Consider the following 23,680-nt stretch of genomic DNA (forward strand, 5'->3'; position numbering starts at 1 on the left):
AGTCGATAACAACGAATATCGATAACCTATCGAAAATCGATACGGTGTCAAGGGCTGGCCGATCTCACCGCCTCAGCGCCACTGCCACGTGCCGTCCGATCTCCGACGCCAGGCCGGTCGTATCGGCGGGCGCGATGTCGATCGTTTCCGCGGAGTGGACGATGTATCGGCCGTCGTGTTCGAAGTCCATCCAGAAGAACGAGACGGCATCGGTGTCGCGGCGGTTGTCGAAGGTCTTGCCGCGCGCGACGATGATTTCGCCGACTGCAGATCGCGGGCGGTCGAAGAACGACCGGAACCGCTCGTCCGCCGTCGCACCCCGGGTTGCGGTGGACAGATGCGACCCGCCCGAAGTCGTTGCAGCAGTGACGCGTTCGAGTCGCTGGGCCGGTCGGCGGCCTGCAGCGATGTTCGGTACGGATCCGAGAACGATGGCGGGGGCATGGGCAGGGCCGGTCAGTTCGACGGTGATGGCACCGCCCGAGGAGGCGTCGGGCCCGGGCTCTCGAATGAGCACCGCGGCAGTGTCGTGGCGAATCGCCGCGTGGCTGCGCACGATGTCGTGACGAGAATCGGTTGTCTCGCCGCGACATTCGATGCGAACGATCGGGTCGACGACGGTCCGAACAGCTGCGCCGAGTTTCTCGTCCATCATCGCGTCGATCCTCGCCGACGCCTCGCTCCGCAGCTGTCGGAGTTCGTCCACGGTCTCGACGTCGATGGTGACCGCCAGGGGGTACGGCAGTCGGTCGCGTCCGAATCGACTGCACAGCATCATGAAGTCGATGCCGGGCATGGTCCATTTCGTCACCGTCAGCCGCCGAGTACCGGAGGTGCGACCAGGGGTAGATCGCCGATCAGTTCGCTGCCGTTGCTCACATCGACCAGGTAGCCGGGAACGGCGTGCTCTCCGTCGTTGTCGCCGGCTCCCCGTGCGCCTGCTGCGCCCATGGCACCCATTCCCGGCATGCCGTGTGCTCCCGCGCGGCCGGCCGATGCCGTAGCTGCGCTGCCCGCACCGCTGCCTCCCGCCCCGATCCCGCCCGTGCCGCCGCCGATCGGAGAGCCGAGAATCGAGCCGCCGTAACCCGATCCGGTACCGGAACTGCCTCCGGATCCGGACCCGTATCCCGCACCGCCGCCGGAGCTGGAACCATTGGATCCTGCGAAGCCGCTGCCGCCCGGTCCTGTTCCGCCGAACCCCCCGCCGGGACCTGCGCCGACCCCGAAACCCGCACCACTGCCGGACGCGCCCGGCCCGGTGGCCGAGGCGGCACGAGTTTCGCCGGAGTTGTCGGCCGGAGGCAGGAAACCCGAACCGCCCGACCCGGGCTGCTCCGACGCAGCAGTACCGGTCCGACCCGCTTCGGCAGCCTCGGTGCTACCGGCCTGCGCCTGCGCTGCCCTGTCAGCCCCACCCTCGGTACCGGACCCGCCGGGCGAAGTCGACCCGATACCCCCATCTCCGCCCCCGGCAGAACTGACGAGTCCCCAGCTGCCGTCGGAACCACCACCGTCAACGACCGGGTTGTGCGCTGCCGGTAGCACCGGGACCTCGGAATCGGACTGCAGCACCCCTGGTACGTAGACCGAGCGCATGATTCGGCGTGCTTCCTCCTGCTGCTCCTCTCGGGCCGACACCACCTCCTTCGCGGCGAAGGGGATGGGCAGCAGGGAATCGATCAAGCTGCTTTCGGCTCCCGCAACCACCGGCGGCATCCTCGACTTCGTCTGCGTGAAACCGGAGTGCGCCTCGAGCAACTTGTTGCTGATCAGACTCATGGAGGTGGACAGCGCGTTCGCAGACGAGACGTAGTCGCCCACACCGCCGCGGACGGCGTCGGCTGTAGGTCCCGACCAGCCCGACGTCATGGCCGCCTCGATGCCGGACCGAAAGCCGTCGGATCCGCTGTTCGCGGCAGCGGACAAGTCGTTCCAGTTCCTGGACGATTCCCCGATGGTTTCGGTACCCAGCGATTTCACCATGGCCACGATCTGCTCGTGCGGCATCACCTCGAACGCCTCCGTGATGACCACTTCGGCCGGCTCGAACTCGCCGCGGTAGTCGAGGGCCACGTTCGCCTTCTCGAATGCCGCATTCAGAACGGAGCCGAGAAATTCGGGGCCGACCGGCGTCACGAACGCACTGGTGACGATGTTGTCGATCGTCGCTGCGAGTTCCTCGTACGGATCCGTCATGCCCACCCCTTGCCCTACGTCTGCCTCCCCGACGAACAGTTAGACGCGGCGCACGGCCGTTCGGTTCCGCAGCCACTCGAGAATTTCCTCGCTGGCCCGGACACCGGAGGATTCGGTGACGGTCAAGCCGGGTCGAGTGAATCCGAGCAGCTCCAGTTCGCCGTGCCGCGGACGGATCGCGGCGTCGGCCGCGATGAGCATCTCGGCGTCGAGTGCACCGTCACCTGCGGCGAGGACTCGGGCATCGGCGTCGAGGGTGCCGTCCTGTATCAGCCTGGTCCGAACCTCGGCCACCGCAGAGCTCTTGCACACCGCGTTGGGCATCGTGTAGATCTTGCGCCCCTGTTGCGAGACGTTCCAGTCCCGAGCGGCGCACCACTGCGACCACTCCGCGACGAAGCCCTCGGGCACGGCCGCCGTGTTCACCACCAGGTAGCAGAACAGGCCGTCGGCCTCGCGGTACTTGAGGACCCAGTCCGCGGAGACCCTCGATCTCAACTCGGCACCGATGCCGGCCAGGTTCAACTCGAACCCGTTGCGCCAGTGCATGTCCGGCTCGCCGTCGACAAGAATGTTGCCGCCGTTGCTGGTGATGGCGTACCGCCACGGGGCACCTGGGAGTGCGATCCGCTGAAACTGCTCGATGGTACGTGTCGTGGTCGGCACGACCACAACATTCTCACTCAACTCGCGCAGCAGAGAGATCGAACGAGAAGACATGTACGACAACGGCTTTCCCTCGTACAGCTCCACGCACTCGAACGAATCGTCCAGGGGCACGGCGAGTGCGCCCTCGGAGAAGATCATCGTGCGGTCGAGATCCATCGCGACGAGAGCGCTCACGACGCGTCCCCACTCGACACGTTCTTGATCAGCCCCATGCAGGAATATGCGAGGTCGGGAACCACATCCACCGGCACTCCCCTGGCCGCGGCGAGCATCCTGATGTGTTCGTGCTCGGGCGCATCGGCCTCGCGCACCAGTACTCGCCACGGAACGCGACGTAGCAGCACTCGAGTGGTTTCGCCGACGCCGGGTTTGACGAAATTGACGTGCGAGATGCCGTACTCCTCGCGGACCTTCTCCACCGATGCCCAGCCGGACCACGTGGGTGTTCGGTCGGAGCCGAGCACGGCTGCTACCGAGGCATCGACCTCGTCCCGGACGTCCTCGAAACGGGCAGCGACGGTGTCGAGCAGGTGACGCGAGACGTCGTCGGGTGCGAGATCGGCGTAGTACTTCGCGCCGTGGAAGTCCCCGGGGCGAATCAGACTGTCGTTGAGCACGGTTCGTGAAACCAGGCCCGACACAGTCGAGTTCAGACAGGCAGACGCGATGAGGAAGTCGTCGCGGGTGCCGTAGGTGCGAGCGCAGTTGCCCGGATCGGCGAGCACGGCGAGGTCGTCGTCGAACTCGGCTCCGGGGAATTCGCGCAGCGCCGCGGTGAGTTCGCGAGCGATCGCGCCCTTGCCCGTCCAGCCGTCGACGAACACCACCGAGCGCGAATCGTGATGCTCGGCCAGGTAGCGCAGGGCCACGGCGTCGATGCCTCGATCGCGCACGATCGAGACGGCATAGTGCGGAATCTCGATGCCATGGGCTGCGAATGCCCAGCGGCGCATCAGGATTCCGACGGGTGTCCCCGCGCGGGCCAGGGACGCCAGTGCGATGTCGTGTCCGCGCTCGGCCAGCACGACCTCGGTGACAGTGCCGACCGCGACCGCCAGCCGTGACGCGCTCTCCTGCAGCACTTTCACGAACAGTTCGCGGTAGGCAAGATCCGGTTGATACTCGACCGGAAGCGATTCGGCGTAGTGGGCTTCGCCGGCCTGAATGCGCTTCTCCCGCTCCTCGATTCCTGCTTCGAGTGAGACCGACGAGAGGTCCTTGAGCAGCCAGGTGACTTCGTCGGCTGCGTACGAACCGAATTCCGGCCCTCGCAGCGGACGTGCCCGCCGCGAGACTTCGAGAGCCACCGGGTCCGCGCCCGTGACGACGACCAGCAGCACGTCGGTACCCGAGGCGGCCAGGGTCTCGGCGGCTGCTGCCAGAGCGTCGGTGTCGGCGGGGGCGTCGGCGACGAGCACCAGTGTCGCGTCGTCCGGTCCGGACGCATTGTAGAGGTAGCGCAGTCCCGATTCGTCCTCGGGCGCAGTGAACTCGAAGCCGCGGCGCAGGGGGTAGCCGGGCACGTCGAGAACGTATGCCGGTGACCGAGTGGTGGTCTGGAACAGTGCGGTGTGCCCGCGCTCCTGCAACGCCGCCGCCAGTCGGAGCGGCAGGTACATGAGCTCCTCGTGGCCGATGACGACCACCGGTGCCGATCCGGGGAGCGAGGAGTCGACGGTGGCTGCGAGAGCATCGATCGCCGCGTCGAAACCGGCGGCGTCGGATCGGAGGAACCCGTGCCGGCCGCCGTCGGGCAGGGTTGCCGGCCACTGCGCATCGACGCGGTGAACCGAACCAGGCTGTGCAGCAACCGGATCGAACTCCGGATCGGGGAGGGCCAGCACCGTCTCCACCAGGCCTGGCTCGAGCTCAACCGATCCCTGCGCCAGGCTCACGTTGTCGATCCGAACGCCGAGTTCTGTTGCCACCGCCGCAGCTGCAGCGAGATGCTCGGTGGTGCGCATGTCCACCAGGGATGCGATGACGTAGTGCGCGCGGCCGGCGGATGCGTGAATCTGCCGAAGGGCATCGAGCGCGGTCGCTCCGGTCGAGATCTCGTCGTCGACGAGGATCAAGGGGAGGTCGCCGGCGAGAAGGTCGGCCGAGGTGGGCATCAGCAGGTGGTCGGTGGCGTGTGAGTGACCCTCCTCGAACTCGCCGTGCACGGTCATGCCGGGAACGTGGCGACGCGTCGAGTGCAGGTAGCAGTGTGCGCCCAGAGCCGTCGCGACGGTATGGCCCAATCCGGTTGCAGTTTCGGCGAATCCGAGCACGTCGACGTCGGAACCGCCCACCGTGGTCTGGACCAGGGCCGCCAGTTCGTTGCCGGCGGCGATGACGACGTCCGGATCGACGGGTATGTGTTTGCCGAGCACCGTCGAGACCAACAGGTGGGCGCGGCGAGGGTTGCGACGCAGACCGGGCAGCACCAACTGTGTTGCCGTCCAGGACGACGACGAACCGGTGTCGGTGAGCACGATGCCGTCGGCCGGATTCGCGTTCATCGCTGTGCCAGTGCGGTCAGTAGATCCACGAACGTGATCCCCTCGTTGGTGACACCGAACGCCCTGGCGCGCACCACCGTCTGTTTCGCCCAATTGCGGTGCGGTCCCAGCTCGTTCATCTTGTTGCGGTAGCCGGATGCCTGGACGCCGCCCTGGTCGGAAGAGAGAATGTCGAGTGCGTCGTGGTATTCCTCGTGCGTCACCGCGGACAGCGCGTGCACCGCAGGCACGTGCGAGGGGTGGATGACGGTCTTGCCCTGAATGCCGTTCGCGCGGTCGAGTGCCACCTCGCGCAGGAGGGCGTCGAGGTCGCTGCTCACCAGTTGCTGGCGAAAGCGCACGGCCTCCTGATCGACGAACGGCGTCTGGCGCAGCAGCGGGCGGAACATGCGTTCGTGGTCTGCGAAGTACTCCCACACCGGTCCGGTGATGACGAAACCCGATCCGTCGTAACGACCCAGGTGATTGACGATGGCGCTGATGACGTCGGCGACGACGCGGACGTCGTAGATCGTCAGGTCGCGGTCGCGGCGGATGCCGAAGGTGCCGCACATGTCGGTGGCCCCGATTCGCACCGCCAGCACGGTGTCGCGGTACTCACCGAGGAGTTCACGGATGGCAACCAGTTCCGCGTCGCGTGTCTCCCGGTGCACCACTTCCGTGGATTCGAGGACGGGCATGGCGAACAGACGGGTGCCGTGTGTCGTGGACGCGGCGACGATCTCGTCGAGGAACTCGGCTCCGCGTGCTGCCGTGAACTTCGGTACGACGAATCCGGCGAGCCCGGCGGCACCGTGGTTCAGGCCGGCGCAGATGCTGCGGATGTGCGCGGCGGTGCGAGCTCGAACGAACACCAGTGATCCCGAACCCGAGAGTTCGTTCAGAGTTCGTACGGTGTTGGCCAGCGCTTCTTCCAGATTATGGTCCGCCACAGCGTCTTCGAGATCGATGACGATGGACCGAACCCCCTCGCCGGTGCGTTTGTTCACCGTCGCGGTCAGGTCGGGACGCGTCGCCGGGATGTACAGCGTCGCTCCGAGAGCCGTTGCCACGAGGTCGTTTCCGTCGCTCGTCTCGATGTCCTCCGGCTGCAGGAAGAACACTCGTTCACGGGTGTCTGCGTCGAGATGGCGAAAGTGTTGCACCACTGTCCTTCGTGTGAATGTGATCAGTGCGAGGTTCGCATGCGGTCGATCACGCCTGCGATGAAGTCCGAAATGGTATCCAGATCCTGCAGATATGACCAGTAGTCGGGGTGGGTACCCGACAGGGCTGTGCTCGCCCTGTCGATCCGGGCGAGCTGAGCATCCAACACCGAGCCCCATTCGGCAACCAGACCACGGTTGACCGCGAGTTGTTGGGCGTCACGAAGTTTGAACCGCACTTTGTTCTCGGTCTGTTTCGGATCGGCTTTGACCGCGCGCAGTAGACGAACTCGGTCGGTGACCGCGTCGACCAGTTGTTCGGCATCGCTCAGGTGTTGGCGTGCCTGGGTCACCAGATCCAACGAGTGTTCGGGATTGCCCGCGTCGAGTGCAGAACGCGCTGCGCTCAGATCCTCGTCGGCCTGCTCGATGTGGCGCGCACTGGACCGTTCGTTGCGAGAGAGGTCCGCCGAGCTCTTGGCGTTGAACTCCCGCAGCAAGCTCGAGAAGGCCGGGGCAATGCCCTCGGATCTCGTTCGCACGGCTTCGATTCGGGTGCGCACCGAGGCCAGTGCCGTTCGGGCCTCCTGAAGGCGGCCCGGGGCCGAGTTCACTGCAGCACGCAGTGCGGCCGCCCGCTCGCGGACAAGGGCGGCGTGCTCTCGGGCGCGCAGGGGGTCGCGCTGATCGGCCTGCAATTGCGTTGTCGCCGAATCGAGTTCGCGCCACGCCTGCCGGAGTGAGGGGTAGCCGGCAAACTGTTCGTCGACGGTCGATCGGGCTGCGTCGGCCTCGGCCAGTGCGTCCTGGACCAACCGCGGGGTCGCGGCGAACTGAGCGGAGGACTGCTCGAGGGTGTCTCGATGTGCGTCGTAGAACCGATCCACAGCCGAGCTGGCGTCGTGCAGAAGCGCGGTCGCTCGGTCGAATGCCGATCTGGCGGCAGGAGTGGTGATTCCGTCGAACTGATCGACGGCGGCGAGGTAGGCGGCTCCGGCGTCGAAACATTGCTTCTCGGTGTCTGCCCACCGGCTCGCGAGTCGATCCTGAGGACGCAGTGCGGTGGAGGCCTCGACGCCCGCCGAGGCGATGGACTGACGTTTGTCCATGTCGAGGAACGCGGCGACAGCGTTGTCCTGGGAACGACGCGCGGCGGCGTCGGATTCGGTACCCCGGCGGAACACCCCAGGCCAGCGACTTGTCACCTGCTCGATAGTACTGACGGGAACCCTGGCGATGTCGTACTCGTTGGCGGAGTACGTCCAAGAACCGGACATTCCCACTACGGTTGAACCCGTAACGGGAAACCAATTGCGAAAGGACCTCTCCATGGGCGTCAGCCTCAGCAAGGGTGGCAATGTCTCGCTCACCAAGGCAGCTCCGAACCTGACCGCGGTCGTGGTCGGTCTCGGATGGGACATCCGCACGACGACCGGCACCGACTTCGATCTCGACGCCAGCGCCATCGCTCTGAACTCGACGAAGAAGGCCTTGAGCGACGGGCACTTCGTGTTCTTCAACAACCTGAAGTCTCCGGACGGCTCCATCGAGCACACCGGCGACAACACCACGGGTGAGGGCGACGGAGACGACGAGCAGATCAAGGTCGATCTCGCCGCAGTACCGCCGGAGATCGAGACCATCACCTTCCCCGTGTCGATCTACGATGCGGACGCACGCTCGCAGTCGTTCGGTCAGGTGCGCAACGCGTTCATTCGCGTCATCAACCAGGCCGACAACTCCGAGCTCGCTCGCTACGACCTCAGCGAGGATGCCTCCACCGAGACCGCCATGGTCTTCGGTGAGCTGTACCGCAACGGCGCGGAGTGGAAGTTCCGCGCAGTCGGTCAGGGCTACGCATCCGGACTCGCAGGAATCGCCCGCGATTTCGGGGTAAACGTGTAGTAAAGGCCCTCTCAAGATTGGGAGTACCCCCGCCTCGTCATTCATGATGGGCGGGGGTTTTTCCGTATTTAGTCTCGAGAAGGGCCACGCCTGTGGTTGTGAAGATCTTCGGATGGTCGATCGCGGTCACCATCGTGTCCGTGATCGTGGCTTTCCTGTACGGCGGGATCGAGGCGATGATCCTCGTGCTCATCCTCGGCGTGCTCGAGGTGTCGCTGTCCTTCGACAACGCCGTCATCAATGCCACTGTGCTGCGACGCATGAGCGAGTTCTGGCAGAAGATCTTCCTCACCATCGGCATCATCATCGCGGTGTTCGGCATGCGGTTGCTGTTCCCGCTGGTCATCGTCTGGGCCGCGTCCGGTCTGGGCCCGGTGGCGGCACTCGATCTGGCACTGAACCCGCCCGCCGACGGTGCCGCGACCTTCCCGGACGGGTCGCCGAGTTACGAAACTCTGCTCACCGACGCGCATCCGCAGATCGCCGCGTTCGGTGGCATGTTCCTGCTGATGTTGTTCCTCGGCTTCATTTTCGAGGACCGCGAGATCACCTGGTTGAGCTGGCTCGAGAAGCCCCTCGCCCGGATCGGCCGCCTCGATCAGCTCTCCGTGGTCGTCGCGGGCCTGCTGTTGGTACTCAGTGCCGAGTTCCTCGCCGAGGACGACAAGATCTCCACCGTCATGGTCTCGGGTGTGCTGGGCATGATCACCTACATCTCGGTCAACGGACTCGGTGAGCTCTTCCACGTCGAGGAAGAGGGCGAAGAGTCCTCGGGCGGACCGAGCGAACTGGCGAAGGCGACGGGTAAGGCCGGATTCTTCCTGTTCCTCTACCTCGAGGTGCTCGACGCGTCCTTCTCGTTCGACGGTGTCATCGGTGCCTTCGCCATCACCGCCGATCCCATCATCATTGCGCTCGGCCTCGGCTTCATCGGCGCGATGTTCGTCCGCTCGATCACGGTGTTCCTGGTCCGCAAGGGAACGTTGTCCGACTACGTGTACCTCGAGCACGGTGCGCACTGGGCGATCGGTGCGTTGTCCATCATCCTGCTGGTCTCGATCGGTGTGCACATCAACGAGCTGATCACCGGCTTCGTAGGAATCCTGTTCATCGGAGCCGCCCTGCTGAGCAGCATCCGACGCAACAAGCGTCTGGAGAACGAAGGCGTGGAGACCACAGTCAGCGTCTGACCGGCGGTCTCGCAGCTCCGAGTCTCACAGCTCCGAGATATCGACCAGCCCGTCCTGCAGGGCCCGTGCGACGAGGGCGGCTTTGGTCGGTGCCGGACGCCCGACCGAGGTGTACTTGGCCCGGATTCGGGTGAGATGGGTGTTGACGGTGCCGAGCGAGAGAAAGAGTGTCTTCGCCACTTCGGTCTTCGAGTCGTGTCGAATCCAGCAGAGCAGCACCTCGATCTCGCGGCCGGTCAGATCCGGTCGCGGCGGGAACGGGCTCGGGGCGGCCGGGACGGGGTGCATCTGCATCGCAGGCGGAACCAAGCTGATGGGCCCACGTGAACGGTGCGTCGTCGGGACTCCCGCGTCGTCCGCGGAGGGCAAGGGTTCGAGCAGTGCAGACATCAATTCTCCCGGACGCCGTAGTGGGTTGAGACCAACTAAACCAATGGGAATGATTCTCACAGGTAATTCGCAGGTTTTCTGCCCTGACTATTAGGGGCATTGAACCGTCAACCGTCCGATGAGCGTGTCACGAAGCTACGACAGACTGCCGGCCGTCGGCATCGAGTTCGATCCGCACGTCGGCGCTCGAGTCGCTGACCAGGATGGATACGATCCTCGCGCGGCCGGGCGGCAGTATCCGAGCGGTCACCACCCCGCTCGTCGAACCGCTGAGTGCGTCGGAAACCGCGGTGCTCACCCGCGTCGACACTGTGGGATGAACCACAGCAAGCCCGCGGGTCAATCCTGCGGAGGTAGTTCGGGCATCGGCAGCCAGCCGTCCTCGACCGCTCGCTTGTACAGATCGGTTTTCGTCGGTGCCGGACGCCCGGCCTCGGCGTATTTGTTGCGGATCCGCACCAGGTAGTCGTTGACGGTCTGCTCGGACAATCCGGCGAGGCGGGCAACGCGTCCGGCCTTCTCGCCCGACGCGTAGAGGGCGAGTACCTCGCGCTGACGCGGACTGAGTCCGACGTCGGGAAGCTGCGGATCGCCGTCGATCGCGGCAGCCCAGTCCGTCGTGACGACCTGCCCGCCGCTCGCTGCGCGTCGGATCGCGGAGACGATCGCCGCCGCCGGGGCGGACTTTCGGACCACGCCGAGCACACCTGCACGGGCTGCCGAACGAACGAGAAAGGCGTTCTCGGCACCGGTGTAGACGAGGACGCGCGCGCCGGCGGCGTGCAACTGTTCCACGTTCGAGCGGGGTGACGAACCGTCACCCAGACGAAGATCGAGTACCACCAGATCGAGTGTCGGCTGTTGGGCGAGCAGCTCCGCGACCGTGGCGGCGGTGGACACCAAGTCCAGGTCGGGTTCGTCTGCGAGCATGGCCTTGAGCCCGAGCGCTACCGATTCGTGGTCCTCGACGAGGCCGACGCGTCGTACATCGGTGGTTCGTCTCTCGGTGTTCTCCTGCGATTGCGACACCTGTGTCATGTCCCCGCCCCGCCCTACGTGCTACTGCCCCGGTGATGTTGTCAGCGATATCGTTGCTGGTCGGGGCGATGATACAGACGCCTGGTCGGTTTCGCCCGGGAACGGAACCCGCATCCGAGCTCGGAGGAACAGCACGAAGAACACCAGCAGCAGCAGCGCTCGTCCCCACACTCCGACGAGAACGAAGAACTCCTCGTCGGTGGCATCTGCCCCCGAGGCCAACGCGGCGAAGTACTTGAAGACGCCGATTCCCATCGACAGATCGACGAGCAGATACGCGGCGACGAGCCCCCACGGGACCCGAAGCAGCACCAGGAAGGGCAGCAGCCACAGCGTGTACTGGGGCGAGTGCACCTTGTGCAGCAGCATGAAACCGCACAGCATCGATCCGCTGACCGCGACCCACGGGTACGTCCCGACGACCTTCGCGCGACGCCATCCGAGCCACAGCGCGAGAGCGAACGCGGCGAACACCAGCAGCGGCGACGCCACGTCGACCACGTTCTGGAAGGAGGCCTCGGCCTCGGCGTAGGCATCGGGATTCATCTGGTCGTTGATGTAGAAATGGCGCAATCCCCAGTACCAGATGGAGTTGGTCGTCAGGTCTGCCTGCCGCAGCGACTGGAACGTGAACGACGCCCGCCATCCTTCGTAACCGAGCACCGCGAACGGCAGATTCACTGCGACGACCGTGCCGATGGCAGCGCCGGCCACCATCAGGCCGCCGCGGATGTCCCAGCGAGCTCGGACGGTGTCGGCGGACTCACGTCCATCGATGCCGCCGGTGACCACGTACGCGATCAGGGGCAACACGAATGCTCCCGGATAGAGCTTGAGGCAGAAGCCCACGGCCAGCAGCACCGAGGCGAGAATCGCCTTGCGTCGCAGCGGCATCGGCAGCGTCATGACGAATATCGCGCCGACGGCGGTGGCCACGACGGGAAGCTCCCAGTTGTGGAAGGCGTACATCACCAGAGGCGGGCCGATCGACCAGAGCAAGGCGGGCCAGCCTGCCATCCGGCCGAGCATCCAGGCGGTGAGCAGACCGAACGGCGCGAGAATCAACGCCGAGGTCAACAGGAACTGTGCATCGGTGTGGGCCGGAATGGCTCCGAGCCACATCAGCAATCCACTGAGGACCGGGTACTCCACCGTTCCGCCCGTGAGGATTCCGTCGCTGGTGATGGCCCCGTGAATGTACGGAAAGATGTGATTGTCGATGTCTCGGCCGAGCCACAGGAATTGGATGTCGGAGTAGCAGACCGAGGAATCCTTGATGGCGTCGAACATCGTGCTGCGACCGGAGGCGTCGAACGGCGCGACCGCGCATCGGGCCTTGTTCAGATAACCCAGAATCAATCCCACCGCAGCCATCGCTACGACCACGACGACCGTCATCGGATTGGCGCGGACCCCGGATCGCATGGTGCAAGACTATGACGCGCGAACGCCGGACCGTGCGCCCGACGCGAATTAGCAGGTCAGGGCCCGCCTCGTGTATCTTCGAGGGGTTGCTGACGCAACGACCCTCCTGCCACGGACAGTCCGTGGCCGTTTTCACTAGTCCACAGGAGGTGATGAGGTCTTATGCGTCATTACGAATTGATGGTCATTCTCGACCCCAATCTGGACGAGCGCACTGTCGCTCCGTCGCTCGATACGTTCCTCAACGTCGTTCGCAAGGATGGCGGCACCGTCGACAAGGTCGATGTGTGGGGCAAGCGTCGTCTGGCCTACGAAATCCTCAAGCATGCCGAGGGCATCTACGCCGTTGTGAACCTCAACGCCGAGCCTGCCACGGTCAGCGAGCTGGATCGTCAGCTCGGACTCAACGAGTCCGTTCTGCGCACGAAGGTCCTGCGACAGGGCAAGTAATTGTCGCTGCCCGCCTCTAGGCTGGCATCTACAACGCTTACTACTGAAAGAGAAACCATGGCAGGCGAGACCGTCATCACCGTCATCGGAAACTTGACGGCTGATCCAGAACTTCGATTCACCCCCGCCGGTGCGGCGGTTGCCAACTTCACGGTTGCATCCACCCCGCGCACATTCGATCGTCAGACGAACGAGTGGAAAGACGGCGACGCGCTCTTCATGCGCTGCAACATCTGGCGCGAGGCAGCGGAGAACGTTGCCGAGAGCTTGACCCGAGGCTCGCGAGTGATCGTGAGCGGACGGCTGCGGCAGCGCTCGTACGAGACGCGTGAAGGTGAGAAGCGGACAGTCGTCGAGCTCGAAGTCGACGAGATCGGACCTTCACTTCGCTACGCCACCGCAAAGGTCAACAAGGCCAATCGCGGTGGAGGTGGCGGCGGAGGCGGCTTCAACTCCGGCTCCGGCTCCGGTTCCTCCGGCGGATCGGGCGGCGGCCGCTCGAACTCCTCGTCCAACTCCGGTTCCGGCGGAGACGATCCCTGGGGCAGTGCCCCTGCGGCGTCGGGCTCCTTCGGCGGACGTGGCGGAGACGAAGAGCCACCGTTCTAGATCCTTCGATCGAGAACAACCAGATGTAACGGAGAAAGACCCATGCCCAAACCGCCATTGCGCGACAAGGTGCTCAAGAAGAAAGCGTGTTCCTTCTGCAAGGAAAAGAACACGTCGATCGATTACAAGGACACGACGTTGCTGCGTAAGTACGTCAGCGATCGCGGAAAGATCCGTGCTCGCCGTGTCACCGGCAACTGCGTCCAGCATCAGCGTGACGTGGCCGTTGCCGTGAAGAACTCGCGTGAGGTAGCACTGCTGCCTTACGCCGCGACGGCTCGATAGAAAGGGCGATTGGTATGAAACTGATCCTCACCGCTGATGTGGACAACCTCGGTGCGCCTGGCGACACCGTAGAGGTCAAGGACGGCTACGGCCGTAACTTCCTGCTGCCCCGCGGATTGGCCATCCAGGCCACCCGTGGAGCTCAGAAGCAGGTCGACGGCATTCGCCGCGCTCAGGAAGCTCGTGCCGTCCGCGGCCTCGAGCACGCCAACGAGCTCAAGCAGGCCATCGAAGGCCTCGAGGCCGTCACGCTGTCCGTGAAGACCGCGGGCGACTCGGGCAAGCTGTTCGGCTCGGTCACCGCGTCGGACGTCGCTTCTGCTCTGAAGGCTGCCGGTGGCCCGGTCGTCGACAAGCGCAGCATCGATCTGCCGAAGGCTCACGTCAAGAGCACGGGCAAGCACGACATCGTCGTGAACCTGCACCCCGACGTGACCGCGAAGTTCAAGCTGGAGGTCGTCGGAAGCTGATTTCAGCTTTCGGCCCGTTTCGGTCGAACAAAGCCCCACGAACCCTGGGTTCGTGGGGCTTTTTCGTGTCTTCTCACAAAGATCAACTGTCGCAATGGGTTCCGATTTGTGAAGCATCTCTCTTCAAAGGTTCGTGAGCAAAGCTTTGCGTAGTCTTTAGGCGGGGCGACATCGAACATCATCACCAACTGGATCCACCCGACCTGACGCCTAGACGCCCGGAGGAACGCTGCCGTGACCACGACCGTGGAACCCGATTCCGACCCCAGTCCCGAGACCCGACCCGAGCCGCAGTCTCGCGTCGGGTCGATCCTGAAATACGACGTACCGGCCTCGTTGGTCGTCTTCCTTGTGGCAGTACCACTTTCGATCGGTATCGCCGTCGCCTCCGGTGCCCCGATCATGGCCGGCCTCATTGCCGCCGTGGTCGGCGGAATTCTCGCCGGCATCCTCGGCGGATCACCGTTGCAGGTCAGTGGGCCCGCTGCGGGACTGACCGTGGTGGTTGCCGAGCTCGTCAACCAATTCGGTTGGGGCGTAACGTGTGCCATCACGGTGCTGGCCGGTGCGGTGCAGATCCTGCTGGGAATGAGCCGGATTGCTCGCAGTGCACTGGCCATCTCGCCCGTGGTGGTGCACGCTATGCTCGCCGGAATCGGTATAACCATTGCGCTGCAACAGATTCACGTACTTCTCGGCGGTGAATCCGAAAGCTCCGCAGTTCAGAACGTCCTCGCCATTCCCACATCGGTCTCCAACGGCCAATGGCCGTCGATCATCGTCGGCGGAATCGTGGTCGTGCTCATGTTCGGCTGGCCGCGATTGGCTGGAGTGTCGGGCGTGATGGCGAAGATCACGAAGGTGCCGGCTGCGCTGGTCGCGGTGGTCACCGCTACTGCGGTCTCGATCTTCTTCTCCCTGGATGTCGAGCGAATCGAGTTGCCCGGCAACCTGATCGAATCGCTGAGCTTTCCGATCATGCCCGACGGGCAGTGGAGCGCTTTCGCGACCGGCGTCATCACCATCGCGTTGATCGCCAGCGTCGAGAGTCTGCTCTCCGCGGTGGCCGTCGACAAGATGCACAGCGGTGAGCGCACCAACTTCGACCGGGAACTGATGGCCCAGGGCGCGGGCAACATGGCCTCCGGTACCATCGGCGGTCTGCCGATCACCGGCGTGATCGTGCGTAGTGCCACCAACGTCAAGGTCGGTGCCAAGTCCCGTGCGTCGGCGATTCTGCACGGCGTGTGGATTCTGATCTTCTCGGTGCTGTTCATCTCGATCGTCGAATTGGTTCCGTTCGCCGCACTCGCCGGATTGCTGGTGATGATCGGTGTGCAGCTGATCAAGTTGGCAGACATAAAGATCGCCAACAAGACCGGAGACATCGCGGTCTATGCAGTGACGGTTGTCGGCGTGGTGGCACTCAACTTGCTCGAGGGCGTGCTGATCGGTTTGGCACTGTCGATCGTTCTCGTGCTGCGCCGTGTGGTGTGGGCAAAGGTTCGCGCAGAGGAGACGGTCGACGGCACCTGGCGCGTCACCACCGAGGGGTCGTTGAGTTTCCTTGCGCTCCCTCGATTGACACACGTACTGTCCACCGTCCCCGCAGGCACCGTCGTCACCGTGCATCTGGGAGTGGATTTCCTCGATCATGCGGTGCACGACGCTCTGAACGAGTGGATCCGGCAGCACGAACTCGGCGGCGGCACGGTGAGAGTCGAGGAAGTGGGCACGGCGTCGATGGCAGCTGCTGCCGAGGGACCGCCCAAGCGCGGATCTGCGACGGTACGCAGCTCGTTGGCACCGTGGCGGGCATGGCAGCTGAAAAGCGATGTGACACAAAATGAGTCACCCGTCGCGCTGCGGGCGGTCCTGAGTGGCGTAGCCGAGTATCACCGCACCCACGCCCCCAATATTCGACCGCACCTCGAGGGTTTGACCGAGTCTCAGGATCCCGACACGCTGTTTCTGTGCTGCGTGGATTCGCGCGTGATGCCGAACACGATCACCAGCAGCGGACCTGGCGATCTGTTCACCGTCCGAAACATGGGCAACCTCGTGCCTGCCCAGGGGCAGGACTGCTCGGTGGAGGCAGCGCTGGCCTTCGGTGTCGATCAACTGGGTACCTCGTCGGTGGTGGTGTGCGGACACTCGGGCTGCGGTGCCATGAAGGCGGTGCTGAGTGGACCGGAGAACGCCGCGGACGAGTCGGTGACGGCATGGCTGGGTCATGCAATGACGAGCCTGGATGCGTACCGCAGCGGGCACGTGGTGGGCCGTCAGGCGGCAGAGCTCGGCTTCGGGGAGGCGGACCAACTCGCGATGGTCAACGTGGCGGTGCAGTTGCAGACGCTCACCCGTCACCGGGTCGTCGGCCGAGCCAATGCCGAGGGGCGGCTGCGCATCACCGGACTGTTCTTCGACATTCCCACGGCACGAGTGCTTCAGATCGGTACCAAGGAGGTCACCGTGCTGGACCCGGCGATGTGCCCGCAGGAGATCGGTAGCTGAGCTTTCGTCAACAGTGTCGAGGGGCCCGATTCCGAGCGTGGAATCGGGCCCTTCGCGCGCAAACGGGACACTGGTCTGTTTCTGTGAGTCATCCCAGCCACTGTGACCTGGTTCACCCCCGGGTTCACCTGGTATTTACTCAACACGCCCGAGCTGTCAATTCGGCCGACACGCCGATCCAGAATCGATGCACAGGAAGAAAACTTTATGTACATGCCCTGACCTGCCGAAAAGACCGAAACTCGGAAAGTTATACCCAGGTTATCCCCAGACGGTCAACACGGTTGTTCAAGACCATCCACATTTCGTGCACAGGTTCATCCACAGGCCGTGTTGTGACTCCTGCCGATAGCGCTTAACGTCCGTGCAGCGTCTCTCTCGATGCCGTGCAGCGGCGACGAGACAGTGCGAATCCGGTGCCGAAAAAGCTTGTCGGTGCCCGGGGGTAGAACTTGCTACACAGCACCGCCGGGTGATACCCGACGATGCCGACGACAATGGGGAGAGGACGGCCGGTTCGCGTGGCAGTTGTGGACGATCGAGGACAGTCCGACTACTCCGGCCCCTCGTCCAGCGAGGGGCCCGGCGAGGATTTCGGTCGCCAGCCCCCACAGGACATGGCCGCGGAACAGTCCGTTCTGGGCGGCATGCTGCTGAGCAAGGACGCCATCGCAGACGTGCTAGAGGTGCTTCGTCCCGGCGATTTCTACCGGCCGGCCCACCAGAACGTGTACGACGCGATCCTCGACCTCTACAGCCGCGGTGAGCCCGCCGACCCGGTGACCGTCTCGGCCGAGCTGGATCGTCGCGGGGAACTCAAGCGCATCGGCGGCCCGCCGTACTTGATCACCCTCACCCAGACCACGCCGACGGCAGCCAACGCCGGGTACTACGCCGAGATCGTCGCGGAGAAGTCGATTCTGCGCCGCCTCGTACAGGCCGGCACCCGCATCGTGCAGTTCGGTTACGCCGGAGCAGACGGGCAGGACGTCGCCGAGGTCGTCGACCGCGCGCAGGCCGAGGTGTACGAGGTCACCGAGCGGCGCACCTCAGAGGACTTCCTCCCCCTCGAGGAACTCCTGCAGCCCACGATGGACGAAATCGACTCCATCGCCAGCCGCGGCGGCATATCCCTGGGCGTACCAACAGGATTCGCCGAACTCGACGAAATCACCAACGGCTTGCACCCGGGTCAGATGATCATCGTGGCGGCGAGGCCTGGCGTGGGCAAGGCGCTCGCCCTCGACACGCCGCTTCCGACGCCCGACGGCTGGACCACGATGGGCGAGGTGGCGGTGGGTGACCACCTGATCGACGCCCACGGCATGCCGACCAGAGTCGTGGCGGCCACGGACATCATGCTCGATCGACCGTGCTACGAAGTCGAATTCTCCGACGGCACAGTCATCGTCGCCGACGCGGAGCATCAGTGGTTGACCGAGACCAGGGCGTCACGCAAGTCGGCGCAGGCCGCGGCGGTCAACTACAACCGGACCCGTAATCAGAAGACGTTCGCTGCCGTGCGCACCACCGAGGAAATCGCGAACACTGTGCGCTGCGCGACGAAGGATGCGCGCATCAATCACTCGGTCACCAATACCGAGGCCGTTCAGTTGCCCGAGCGTGAGCTTCTGGTGCCGCCGTACACCCTCGGCGCATGGCTGGGAGACGGAACGTCTGCCTGCGCGCAGATCACCAGCGCCGACCCCGAAATCATCGCCCGAATAGAAGGCGAAGGTCTGCACGTGGTGGCGTCGGAGAAAGCCGCACTCCGATACTCGATCAAACTTCCTACCGAGGTCGTAGAGGCAAAGGACTGTGTCGTCTGCGGCAAGCAGTTCGTGCCGTTTCCGCTCAATGTCCGTACCTGCGGCCAATCATGCGGCGGCAAAGCGCGTTTCATGTCCGCTCCGGTCGCTGCACCGACATGCATCGACTGCGGCAAGGTGACGACCGGTTTGCATCGCTGCCAGGCATGCCGCAACTCGATCGGGACCGTGCAGGCGCGTTTACGGACGATCGGCGTACTGGGCGACAAGCATGTACCCATCGGCTACCTCCGTGGTTCCGAGGCTCAGCGACGTGCGTTGTTGGCGGGTCTGCTCGACACCGACGGCACTGTCACCGGGGGTGGCTCGGTTCAGTTCTCGGTGACCAGTGAGCGGCTCGTTCTCGGGGTGCGTGAACTGATCGTCAGTTTGGGCTATCGCGTGCAGATGTCGACCAAGAGGGTCCGAGGTCGCAGCGAAGCGTCGTCGACGGCGTTCACTCTGACGTTCGCGACGGACGATGTGGTGTTCGGTCTGCACCGGAAGCAGATGCTGCACAAGGAACGTCGCGCTGCCGGATCTACCGTGAGGTCGGGATCCCGATTCATCGTCGACGTTCGCCGAGTCGACTCGGTTCCGGTTCGCTGTGTCGAGGTCGACAACGCAGAGCATCTGTATCTCGCCAGCGACTCGATGATTCCGACTCACAACTCGACGCTGTCAATGGATTTCATGCGTTCGTGCTCCATCAAGCACGGCATGCCCAGTGTCATCTTCTCTCTGGAGATGAGTCGCACCGAGATCGTCATGCGACTGTTGTCCGCCGAGGCGAAGATCAAGCTCGGCGACATGCGTTCGGGAAAGATGACCGACGACGACTGGACCAAGCTGGCCCGCCGAATGAGCGAGATCAGCGAAGCGCCGTTGTTCGTCGACGATTCTCCGAACCTGACGATGATGGAAATCCGAGCCAAGGCGCGTCGCCTCAAACAGCGCAACGGTCTGAAACTCATTGTGGTGGACTACCTTCAGCTGATGTCGTCCGGCAAGAAGGTCGAATCCCGTCAGCAGGAGGTCTCGGACTTCTCGCGTCAGCTCAAGCTGTTGGCGAAGGAACTCGAATGCCCGGTGGTCGCGGTCTGCCAGCTGAACCGTGGCCCTGAGCAGCGAACCGACAAGAAGCCGATGGTGTCCGACCTCCGTGAGTCCGGCTCACTCGAGCAGGACGCCGACATGGTGATTCTGCTGCACCGCCCCGACGCGATCGAGCGCGACGACCCCCGCGGCGGTGAGGCCGACTTGATTCTCGGCAAGCACCGTAACGGTCCGACCGCGACGATCACCGTGGCACACCAGCTTCACCTGTCCAGATTCGTGGACATGGCGCGGGGCTAGGGGTCATCAGCGCGGGATCGCGTATTCTCGCTGTGAATCAACCGAGCACCTGACGCCGCATTCGACGAAAGTGATCCATGCCAGAGGACCAGAACGTAGACGTTCCACCGAATCACCTCTCGATCGATCCGCGGAGCCCCTTCTACAACGAAGAAGTTCTTCAGCGGGACGTGGGTATTCGCTTCAACGGCGTCGAGAAGACCAGTGTCCGCGAATACAACGTGACCGAGGGTTGGGTGCGAGTCGAAGTCCCCACCGCCAAGGATCGCTTCGGAAATCCCATGCTCGTCAAGCTCAAGGGCACGGTCGAACCGTACTTCCGCGGCGCGAAGTAGCGGACTTCGTCGAGTACCTCGATCGCGTTCGGGCGCTACTGATCAGATTCGGTATCGGATCAGTCGTGAGCTGTTGCCCACCACCGCGACCGAGGATGCGTTGTGCAAAATCGCGGCGAGCACCGGAGACAGTGCTCCACCGGCGCTGACCACGAGGCCCAGTGCATTCACAGCGATCGACATTCCGTAGTTCTGCCGGATGACGGACACCGAATGTCGGCCGAGATCGCGGACGTCGAGCAACCGTGTCAGGTCGTCGCTGGCCAGAGCTACATCGGCCGTCTCGACGGCAACATCGGTGCCCGCCAGGCCCATTGCGATTCCGATATCCGCGACGGCGAGGGCGGGAGCGTCGTTGGTGCCGTCTCCGACCATCGCGACGACGTAGCCCTCTTCTTGTAGCTTGCGGACGGCTTCGAGTTTGTCGTCGGGCATCACCTCGGCTCGCCACTCGGCAATGCCCAGTTCGGCGGCTACGGCCGCAGCGGTCTCGGGGTGATCTCCGGTGAGCATGACGATGCGTTCCACACCGTCGGCGCGAAGGGCGTTCAGTACTTCCAGAGCATTCGACCGGACCTCGTCGCGCAGGCTGATCAACCCGACCAACACCCCATCGACTGCGAGCAGCAATGGGGTCTCGGCCTGACGCTGAAGTCGCGAAACCCAGTCGGCTGCATACTCGGATACGTCGACGTTCTCGCTGCGCAGCAGCGAAGGACTGCCCAGCAGCAAGGTCCGGCCGTCTGCGACGGTGCGCATGCCGAGACCGACGAGCACCTCGCATTCCTCGTGCGGAGGAATGACGATGTGGCGTTCCTCGGTGCTGCGAATCACGGCCTCGGCCAACGGATGTCGAGAATGAATTTCGGAACTGGCCGCGTACGCCAGTACCTGCTCCGGCTCCCAGTCGTCCTGAAACGACACGACATTGGTGACGACGGGACGCCCGACGGTGAGGGTTCCGGTCTTGTCGAACACGAAGGCATCGACTCTGCCTGCTTGTTCCAGATGCGATCCGCCCTTGATGAGAATGCCTCGGCGAGCACCGTTTCCGATAGCGGCACTGATGGCCGTCGGAGTCGACAACCCCACCGCGCACGGGCATGCGACGAGCAGCATGGTCATCGCTCGTCGGACATCGCGGGTGACCACGAGCGTGAGAGCCGACAGGATGAACGACGCGGGTACGAACCGACGTGAGAAATTCTCTCCCACAGTCTGAATCGGGGCGCGGTCTTCCTGCGCTTCCTCGACACGGGAAATGATGCGGCCGATCGTCGTATCGCGGCCCACCGCAGACGCGCGGATGACGATGCGGCCACGAACCACGACGGATCCAGCATGGATACGGTCGCCTGCAACGATCGATACCGGCAGTGTCTCACCGGTGATCGCCGACTGGTCGACCACCGCGTCCCCGTCGACGACGGTCCCGTCCACCGGAACGCCGACGTGATCGTGCACGACGACCTCGTCGCCGATCTCCAGCCGATCGACGTCCACGGAGATCTCGGAACCGTCGGGTAGCCGGATCCATGCGGTGTCCTGCGTGCCGGTCAGGAGATCGGAGATTGCCCGACGAGTGCGCTTGAGGGTCAGCTCCTGCAGGTATTCGCCGATGTTGAGCAGCCACAGCACGGTCAGGGCCACGACATTCTCGCGGAGTACGAGACTTGCCACAGTGGCAGCGCTGACGAGCGCGTCGGTGCCGGCGGACCGGTTTCCGGCCAGCGAGCGCAGCGCTCCCTTCAGGAACGGATAGCCGGTGAAGATGGTGGCTCCGGTGGCCACGACACGGCTGGTGGGGCCGAGGATGGGTGGCCGCCGGAAGGCGTAGCGACGGAAGCCGAGCAGGACCAGCGCGGCCCCGCCGATGGTCATGCGCAGGACGTCGCCGTTGTTGACGTCCGCAGACCGTGGGCTACGGACTGGTACGAGTCCCCAGTCGGTGGTGCGACCTGCGTTCACTGCGTTGAAGAGTTCGGCCCTGTCGATTCTCGACCGTGAGTACCAGACGACGACCGATGCTGTGCGGGGGTAGGCGTGGACTGCTCGCACGCCGCGGATCTTGTCGACGTGGTCTTCGACGGCGACCGCGCGACCCGGACTGGACCGCAGCCAGTCGACGCGGAGCCGCATGCGGCCGGCTGCGTCGGACAGGATTTCGATGCCATCCGCGCGGTCGGGAGCCGCATCGAGCGAGTGTTCGACGAGCGTCGTCATAGTCGGCGTGCTGTCGCGCTCAGTGCGAGTGGCCGTGGCCGACTTCGGTGGCCGAGGGTGGCGGTACCTCTTCGCCGATTCGGTCGCGTGCCTCCGCAACGACATCGGATACAGCCAAACGCGCTGATTCGGCGTGGATTTCGGCTTTTCGGGCGGCGCGGAGACCGAGTTCGGTTGCCGATACCGCAGCCTTGCGGACGGGAGCCTTGTCGTACAGCTTCTTTGCACCGTTGTAGGCGGCGACGCCGACTGCGCCTGTTACGACCGTCGATACTGCCTTCGCGACGATGATCGGAAACGCCATGTTGTAGCTCCTCGAATTCGAACCTGACCCACTTATTGGGAATCGTATTCGTTTTGTTCGGCTGTGGCGACTTCCGGGGTCGCGGGAAGCGTCATCGGATCGGCATCGTGGTGCGGAACGCTCTGGTCACGTAGGGAAGGTCGATCGTCGTCGAGCAGTTCAGGCCCAGTTCGTCGAACAGTGCGGCGAGATCCCGGTCGATGCGGTTGCGCTCATCGGCGGTGGCAGTGATGTAGAAGCTGCGCGACCGAACCAGGTCGGTCAGCTGGGACCGAGTCACCGTCCGCGACCACGTCCATCGCTCCTCGTCGAGCTGATGGAACGGTTCTGCGATCGGCGGCGGACCGTCGTCGAACATGGTCAGGGCTCCACCGCGCGAGACCACCGAGTTCAGTCGCCGAACCCACGGCTGCGATTCGTCGCGAAGGTTCCAGATCAGTCCCAGGGTGCCGCCCGTGTGAAGAACCCGGCCGATCTCGCGTGACGCGGCCACTGGCTCGACCCAGTGCCAGGCCTGTCCGAGCAGAACGGCATCAACGCGTCCGTCGTCCAACGGGAGGGACTCGGCGGTGCCGACGTGGGCGGAAACGCCGGGCACTGCGTTGCGCAGGGCGTCGAGCATGGCGGGATCAGGGTCGACGGCGACGGCATCGCACCCTGCAGCGACGATGATGCGGGTGAGCTTGCCGGTTCCGGCACCGACGTCGGCGACAAGCGGCCGCCCGCCGGCCTCGTGTACGGGGCTCAGCAACCATTCGACTGCGGCCGACGGGTATTCGGGACGAGCAGATTCATACACGTCGGCGACGGTCCCGAACGACGTCGAGCTGTTATCTCGGCTAACCATATAGTCAGGTTACA

21 protein-coding genes are annotated in these 23,680 nt (G+C 64.3%); 9 read left to right on the forward strand and 12 right to left on the reverse strand.

Translation table 11 applies throughout. The features are described from left to right. Positions 1–64 precede the first annotated feature (64 nt). From QM590_RS19175 to QM590_RS19200, 6 genes are read right to left on the reverse strand one after another with little or no spacing between them, the layout of a single operon-like run. Positions 65–796 carry an ESX secretion-associated protein EspG gene (locus QM590_RS19175; protein WP_269596049.1) on the reverse strand — a complete coding sequence of 244 codons (732 nt, stop codon included), beginning with the start codon at positions 794–796 and terminating at the stop codon, positions 65–67. Between the two features lie 17 nt (positions 797–813). Beyond that, positions 814–2,199, reverse strand: a complete 1,386-nt coding sequence (locus QM590_RS19180) for a PPE domain-containing protein (RefSeq protein ID WP_269596048.1) — start codon at positions 2,197–2,199, stop codon at positions 814–816. A 39-nt stretch (positions 2,200–2,238) separates the two neighbouring features. Further along, positions 2,239–3,042: an HAD family hydrolase gene (locus tag QM590_RS19185; RefSeq protein WP_269596047.1), complete on the reverse strand. Its 804-nt coding sequence runs from the start codon at positions 3,040–3,042 to the stop codon at positions 2,239–2,241. Beyond that, positions 3,039–5,372: a phosphoribosyltransferase gene (locus tag QM590_RS19190; protein WP_269596046.1), complete on the reverse strand. Its 2,334-nt coding sequence runs from the start codon at positions 5,370–5,372 to the stop codon at positions 3,039–3,041. The genes QM590_RS19185 and QM590_RS19190 overlap by 4 nt, the downstream gene beginning before the upstream one ends. Further along, the gene (locus QM590_RS19195) at positions 5,369–6,517 is read right to left on the reverse strand and encodes an HpcH/HpaI aldolase/citrate lyase family protein (protein WP_269596045.1); all 1,149 of its coding nucleotides are present in this window, start codon (positions 6,515–6,517) and stop codon (positions 5,369–5,371) included. Before QM590_RS19195 ends, QM590_RS19190 begins: the two co-directional genes overlap by 4 nt. A gap of 23 nt (positions 6,518–6,540) precedes the next feature. Then, positions 6,541–7,626 carry a hypothetical protein gene (locus tag QM590_RS19200; RefSeq protein WP_269596065.1) on the reverse strand — a complete coding sequence of 362 codons (1,086 nt, stop codon included), beginning with the start codon at positions 7,624–7,626 and terminating at the stop codon, positions 6,541–6,543. Positions 7,627–7,846: 220 nt separating this feature from the next. Between QM590_RS19200 and QM590_RS19205 the strand changes: the two genes are divergently transcribed. Beyond that, on the forward strand, positions 7,847–8,422 hold the full coding sequence (locus QM590_RS19205) for a TerD family protein (protein ID WP_027495074.1): 576 nt from the start codon (positions 7,847–7,849) through the stop codon (positions 8,420–8,422). A 92-nt stretch (positions 8,423–8,514) separates the two neighbouring features. Further along, entirely contained in the window at positions 8,515–9,612 is a 1,098-nt protein-coding gene (locus QM590_RS19210; RefSeq protein ID WP_269596044.1) for a DUF475 domain-containing protein, read from the forward strand. Positions 9,613–9,636: 24 nt separating this feature from the next. On the opposite strand, the gene QM590_RS19215 is transcribed toward QM590_RS19210, so the two are convergent. From QM590_RS19215 to QM590_RS19225, 3 genes are all read right to left on the reverse strand, one after another. Beyond that, positions 9,637–10,002 (reverse strand): helix-turn-helix transcriptional regulator, encoded by a 366-nt coding sequence (locus tag QM590_RS19215; RefSeq protein WP_269596043.1) that lies wholly within the window; start codon positions 10,000–10,002, stop codon positions 9,637–9,639. A 339-nt stretch (positions 10,003–10,341) separates the two neighbouring features. Then, positions 10,342–11,040 (reverse strand): response regulator transcription factor, encoded by a 699-nt coding sequence (locus tag QM590_RS19220; RefSeq protein ID WP_149408091.1) that lies wholly within the window; start codon positions 11,038–11,040, stop codon positions 10,342–10,344. A 21-nt stretch (positions 11,041–11,061) separates the two neighbouring features. Then, positions 11,062–12,465, reverse strand: a complete 1,404-nt coding sequence (locus QM590_RS19225; RefSeq protein ID WP_149408090.1) for a glycosyltransferase family protein — start codon at positions 12,463–12,465, stop codon at positions 11,062–11,064. A 162-nt stretch (positions 12,466–12,627) separates the two neighbouring features. On the opposite strand from QM590_RS19225, the gene rpsF reads away from it, so the two are divergent. The 7 genes from rpsF to QM590_RS19260 all read left to right on the forward strand — a co-directional run bounded on the left by rpsF (position 12,628) and on the right by QM590_RS19260 (position 20,292). Further along, positions 12,628–12,915 carry a 30S ribosomal protein S6 gene (gene rpsF, locus QM590_RS19230; protein WP_008711385.1) on the forward strand — a complete coding sequence of 96 codons (288 nt, stop codon included), beginning with the start codon at positions 12,628–12,630 and terminating at the stop codon, positions 12,913–12,915. 57 nt (positions 12,916–12,972) lie between these two features. Further along, entirely contained in the window at positions 12,973–13,524 is a 552-nt protein-coding gene (locus QM590_RS19235) for a single-stranded DNA-binding protein (RefSeq protein ID WP_037195207.1), read from the forward strand. Positions 13,525–13,566: 42 nt separating this feature from the next. Beyond that, positions 13,567–13,809: a 30S ribosomal protein S18 gene (gene rpsR / locus QM590_RS19240; RefSeq protein WP_032396926.1), complete on the forward strand. Its 243-nt coding sequence runs from the start codon at positions 13,567–13,569 to the stop codon at positions 13,807–13,809. 14 nt (positions 13,810–13,823) lie between these two features. Beyond that, positions 13,824–14,279, forward strand: coding sequence for a 50S ribosomal protein L9 (gene rplI / locus QM590_RS19245; RefSeq protein WP_032378698.1), 456 nt, complete (start codon positions 13,824–13,826; stop codon positions 14,277–14,279). Positions 14,280–14,513: 234 nt separating this feature from the next. Further along, on the forward strand, positions 14,514–16,793 hold the full coding sequence (locus tag QM590_RS19250) for a SulP family inorganic anion transporter (RefSeq protein ID WP_269596039.1): 2,280 nt from the start codon (positions 14,514–14,516) through the stop codon (positions 16,791–16,793). Positions 16,794–17,314: 521 nt separating this feature from the next. Next, positions 17,315–19,957, forward strand: a complete 2,643-nt coding sequence (dnaB, locus tag QM590_RS19255; RefSeq protein WP_269596038.1) for a replicative DNA helicase — start codon at positions 17,315–17,317, stop codon at positions 19,955–19,957. A 77-nt stretch (positions 19,958–20,034) separates the two neighbouring features. Beyond that, a complete protein-coding gene (locus QM590_RS19260) occupies positions 20,035–20,292 on the forward strand; it encodes a DUF3297 family protein (protein ID WP_269596037.1) in 258 nt (85 codons plus the stop codon). 42 nt (positions 20,293–20,334) lie between these two features. Here the strand turns inward: QM590_RS19260 and QM590_RS19265 are convergent, their stop codons facing one another. From QM590_RS19265 to QM590_RS19275, 3 genes are all read right to left on the reverse strand, one after another. Continuing rightward, a complete protein-coding gene (locus tag QM590_RS19265) occupies positions 20,335–22,515 on the reverse strand; it encodes a heavy metal translocating P-type ATPase (protein WP_269596036.1) in 2,181 nt (726 codons plus the stop codon). Between the two features lie 19 nt (positions 22,516–22,534). After that, entirely contained in the window at positions 22,535–22,819 is a 285-nt protein-coding gene (locus QM590_RS19270; RefSeq protein ID WP_269596035.1) for a DUF1490 family protein, read from the reverse strand. A gap of 91 nt (positions 22,820–22,910) precedes the next feature. After that, positions 22,911–23,666, reverse strand: coding sequence for a class I SAM-dependent methyltransferase (locus QM590_RS19275; RefSeq protein ID WP_269596034.1), 756 nt, complete (start codon positions 23,664–23,666; stop codon positions 22,911–22,913). Positions 23,667–23,680: the final 14 nt, after the last annotated feature.

This window comes from Rhodococcus sp. IEGM 1372 (assembly GCF_030056835.1).
Lineage (GTDB): Bacteria > Actinomycetota > Actinomycetes > Mycobacteriales > Mycobacteriaceae > Rhodococcoides.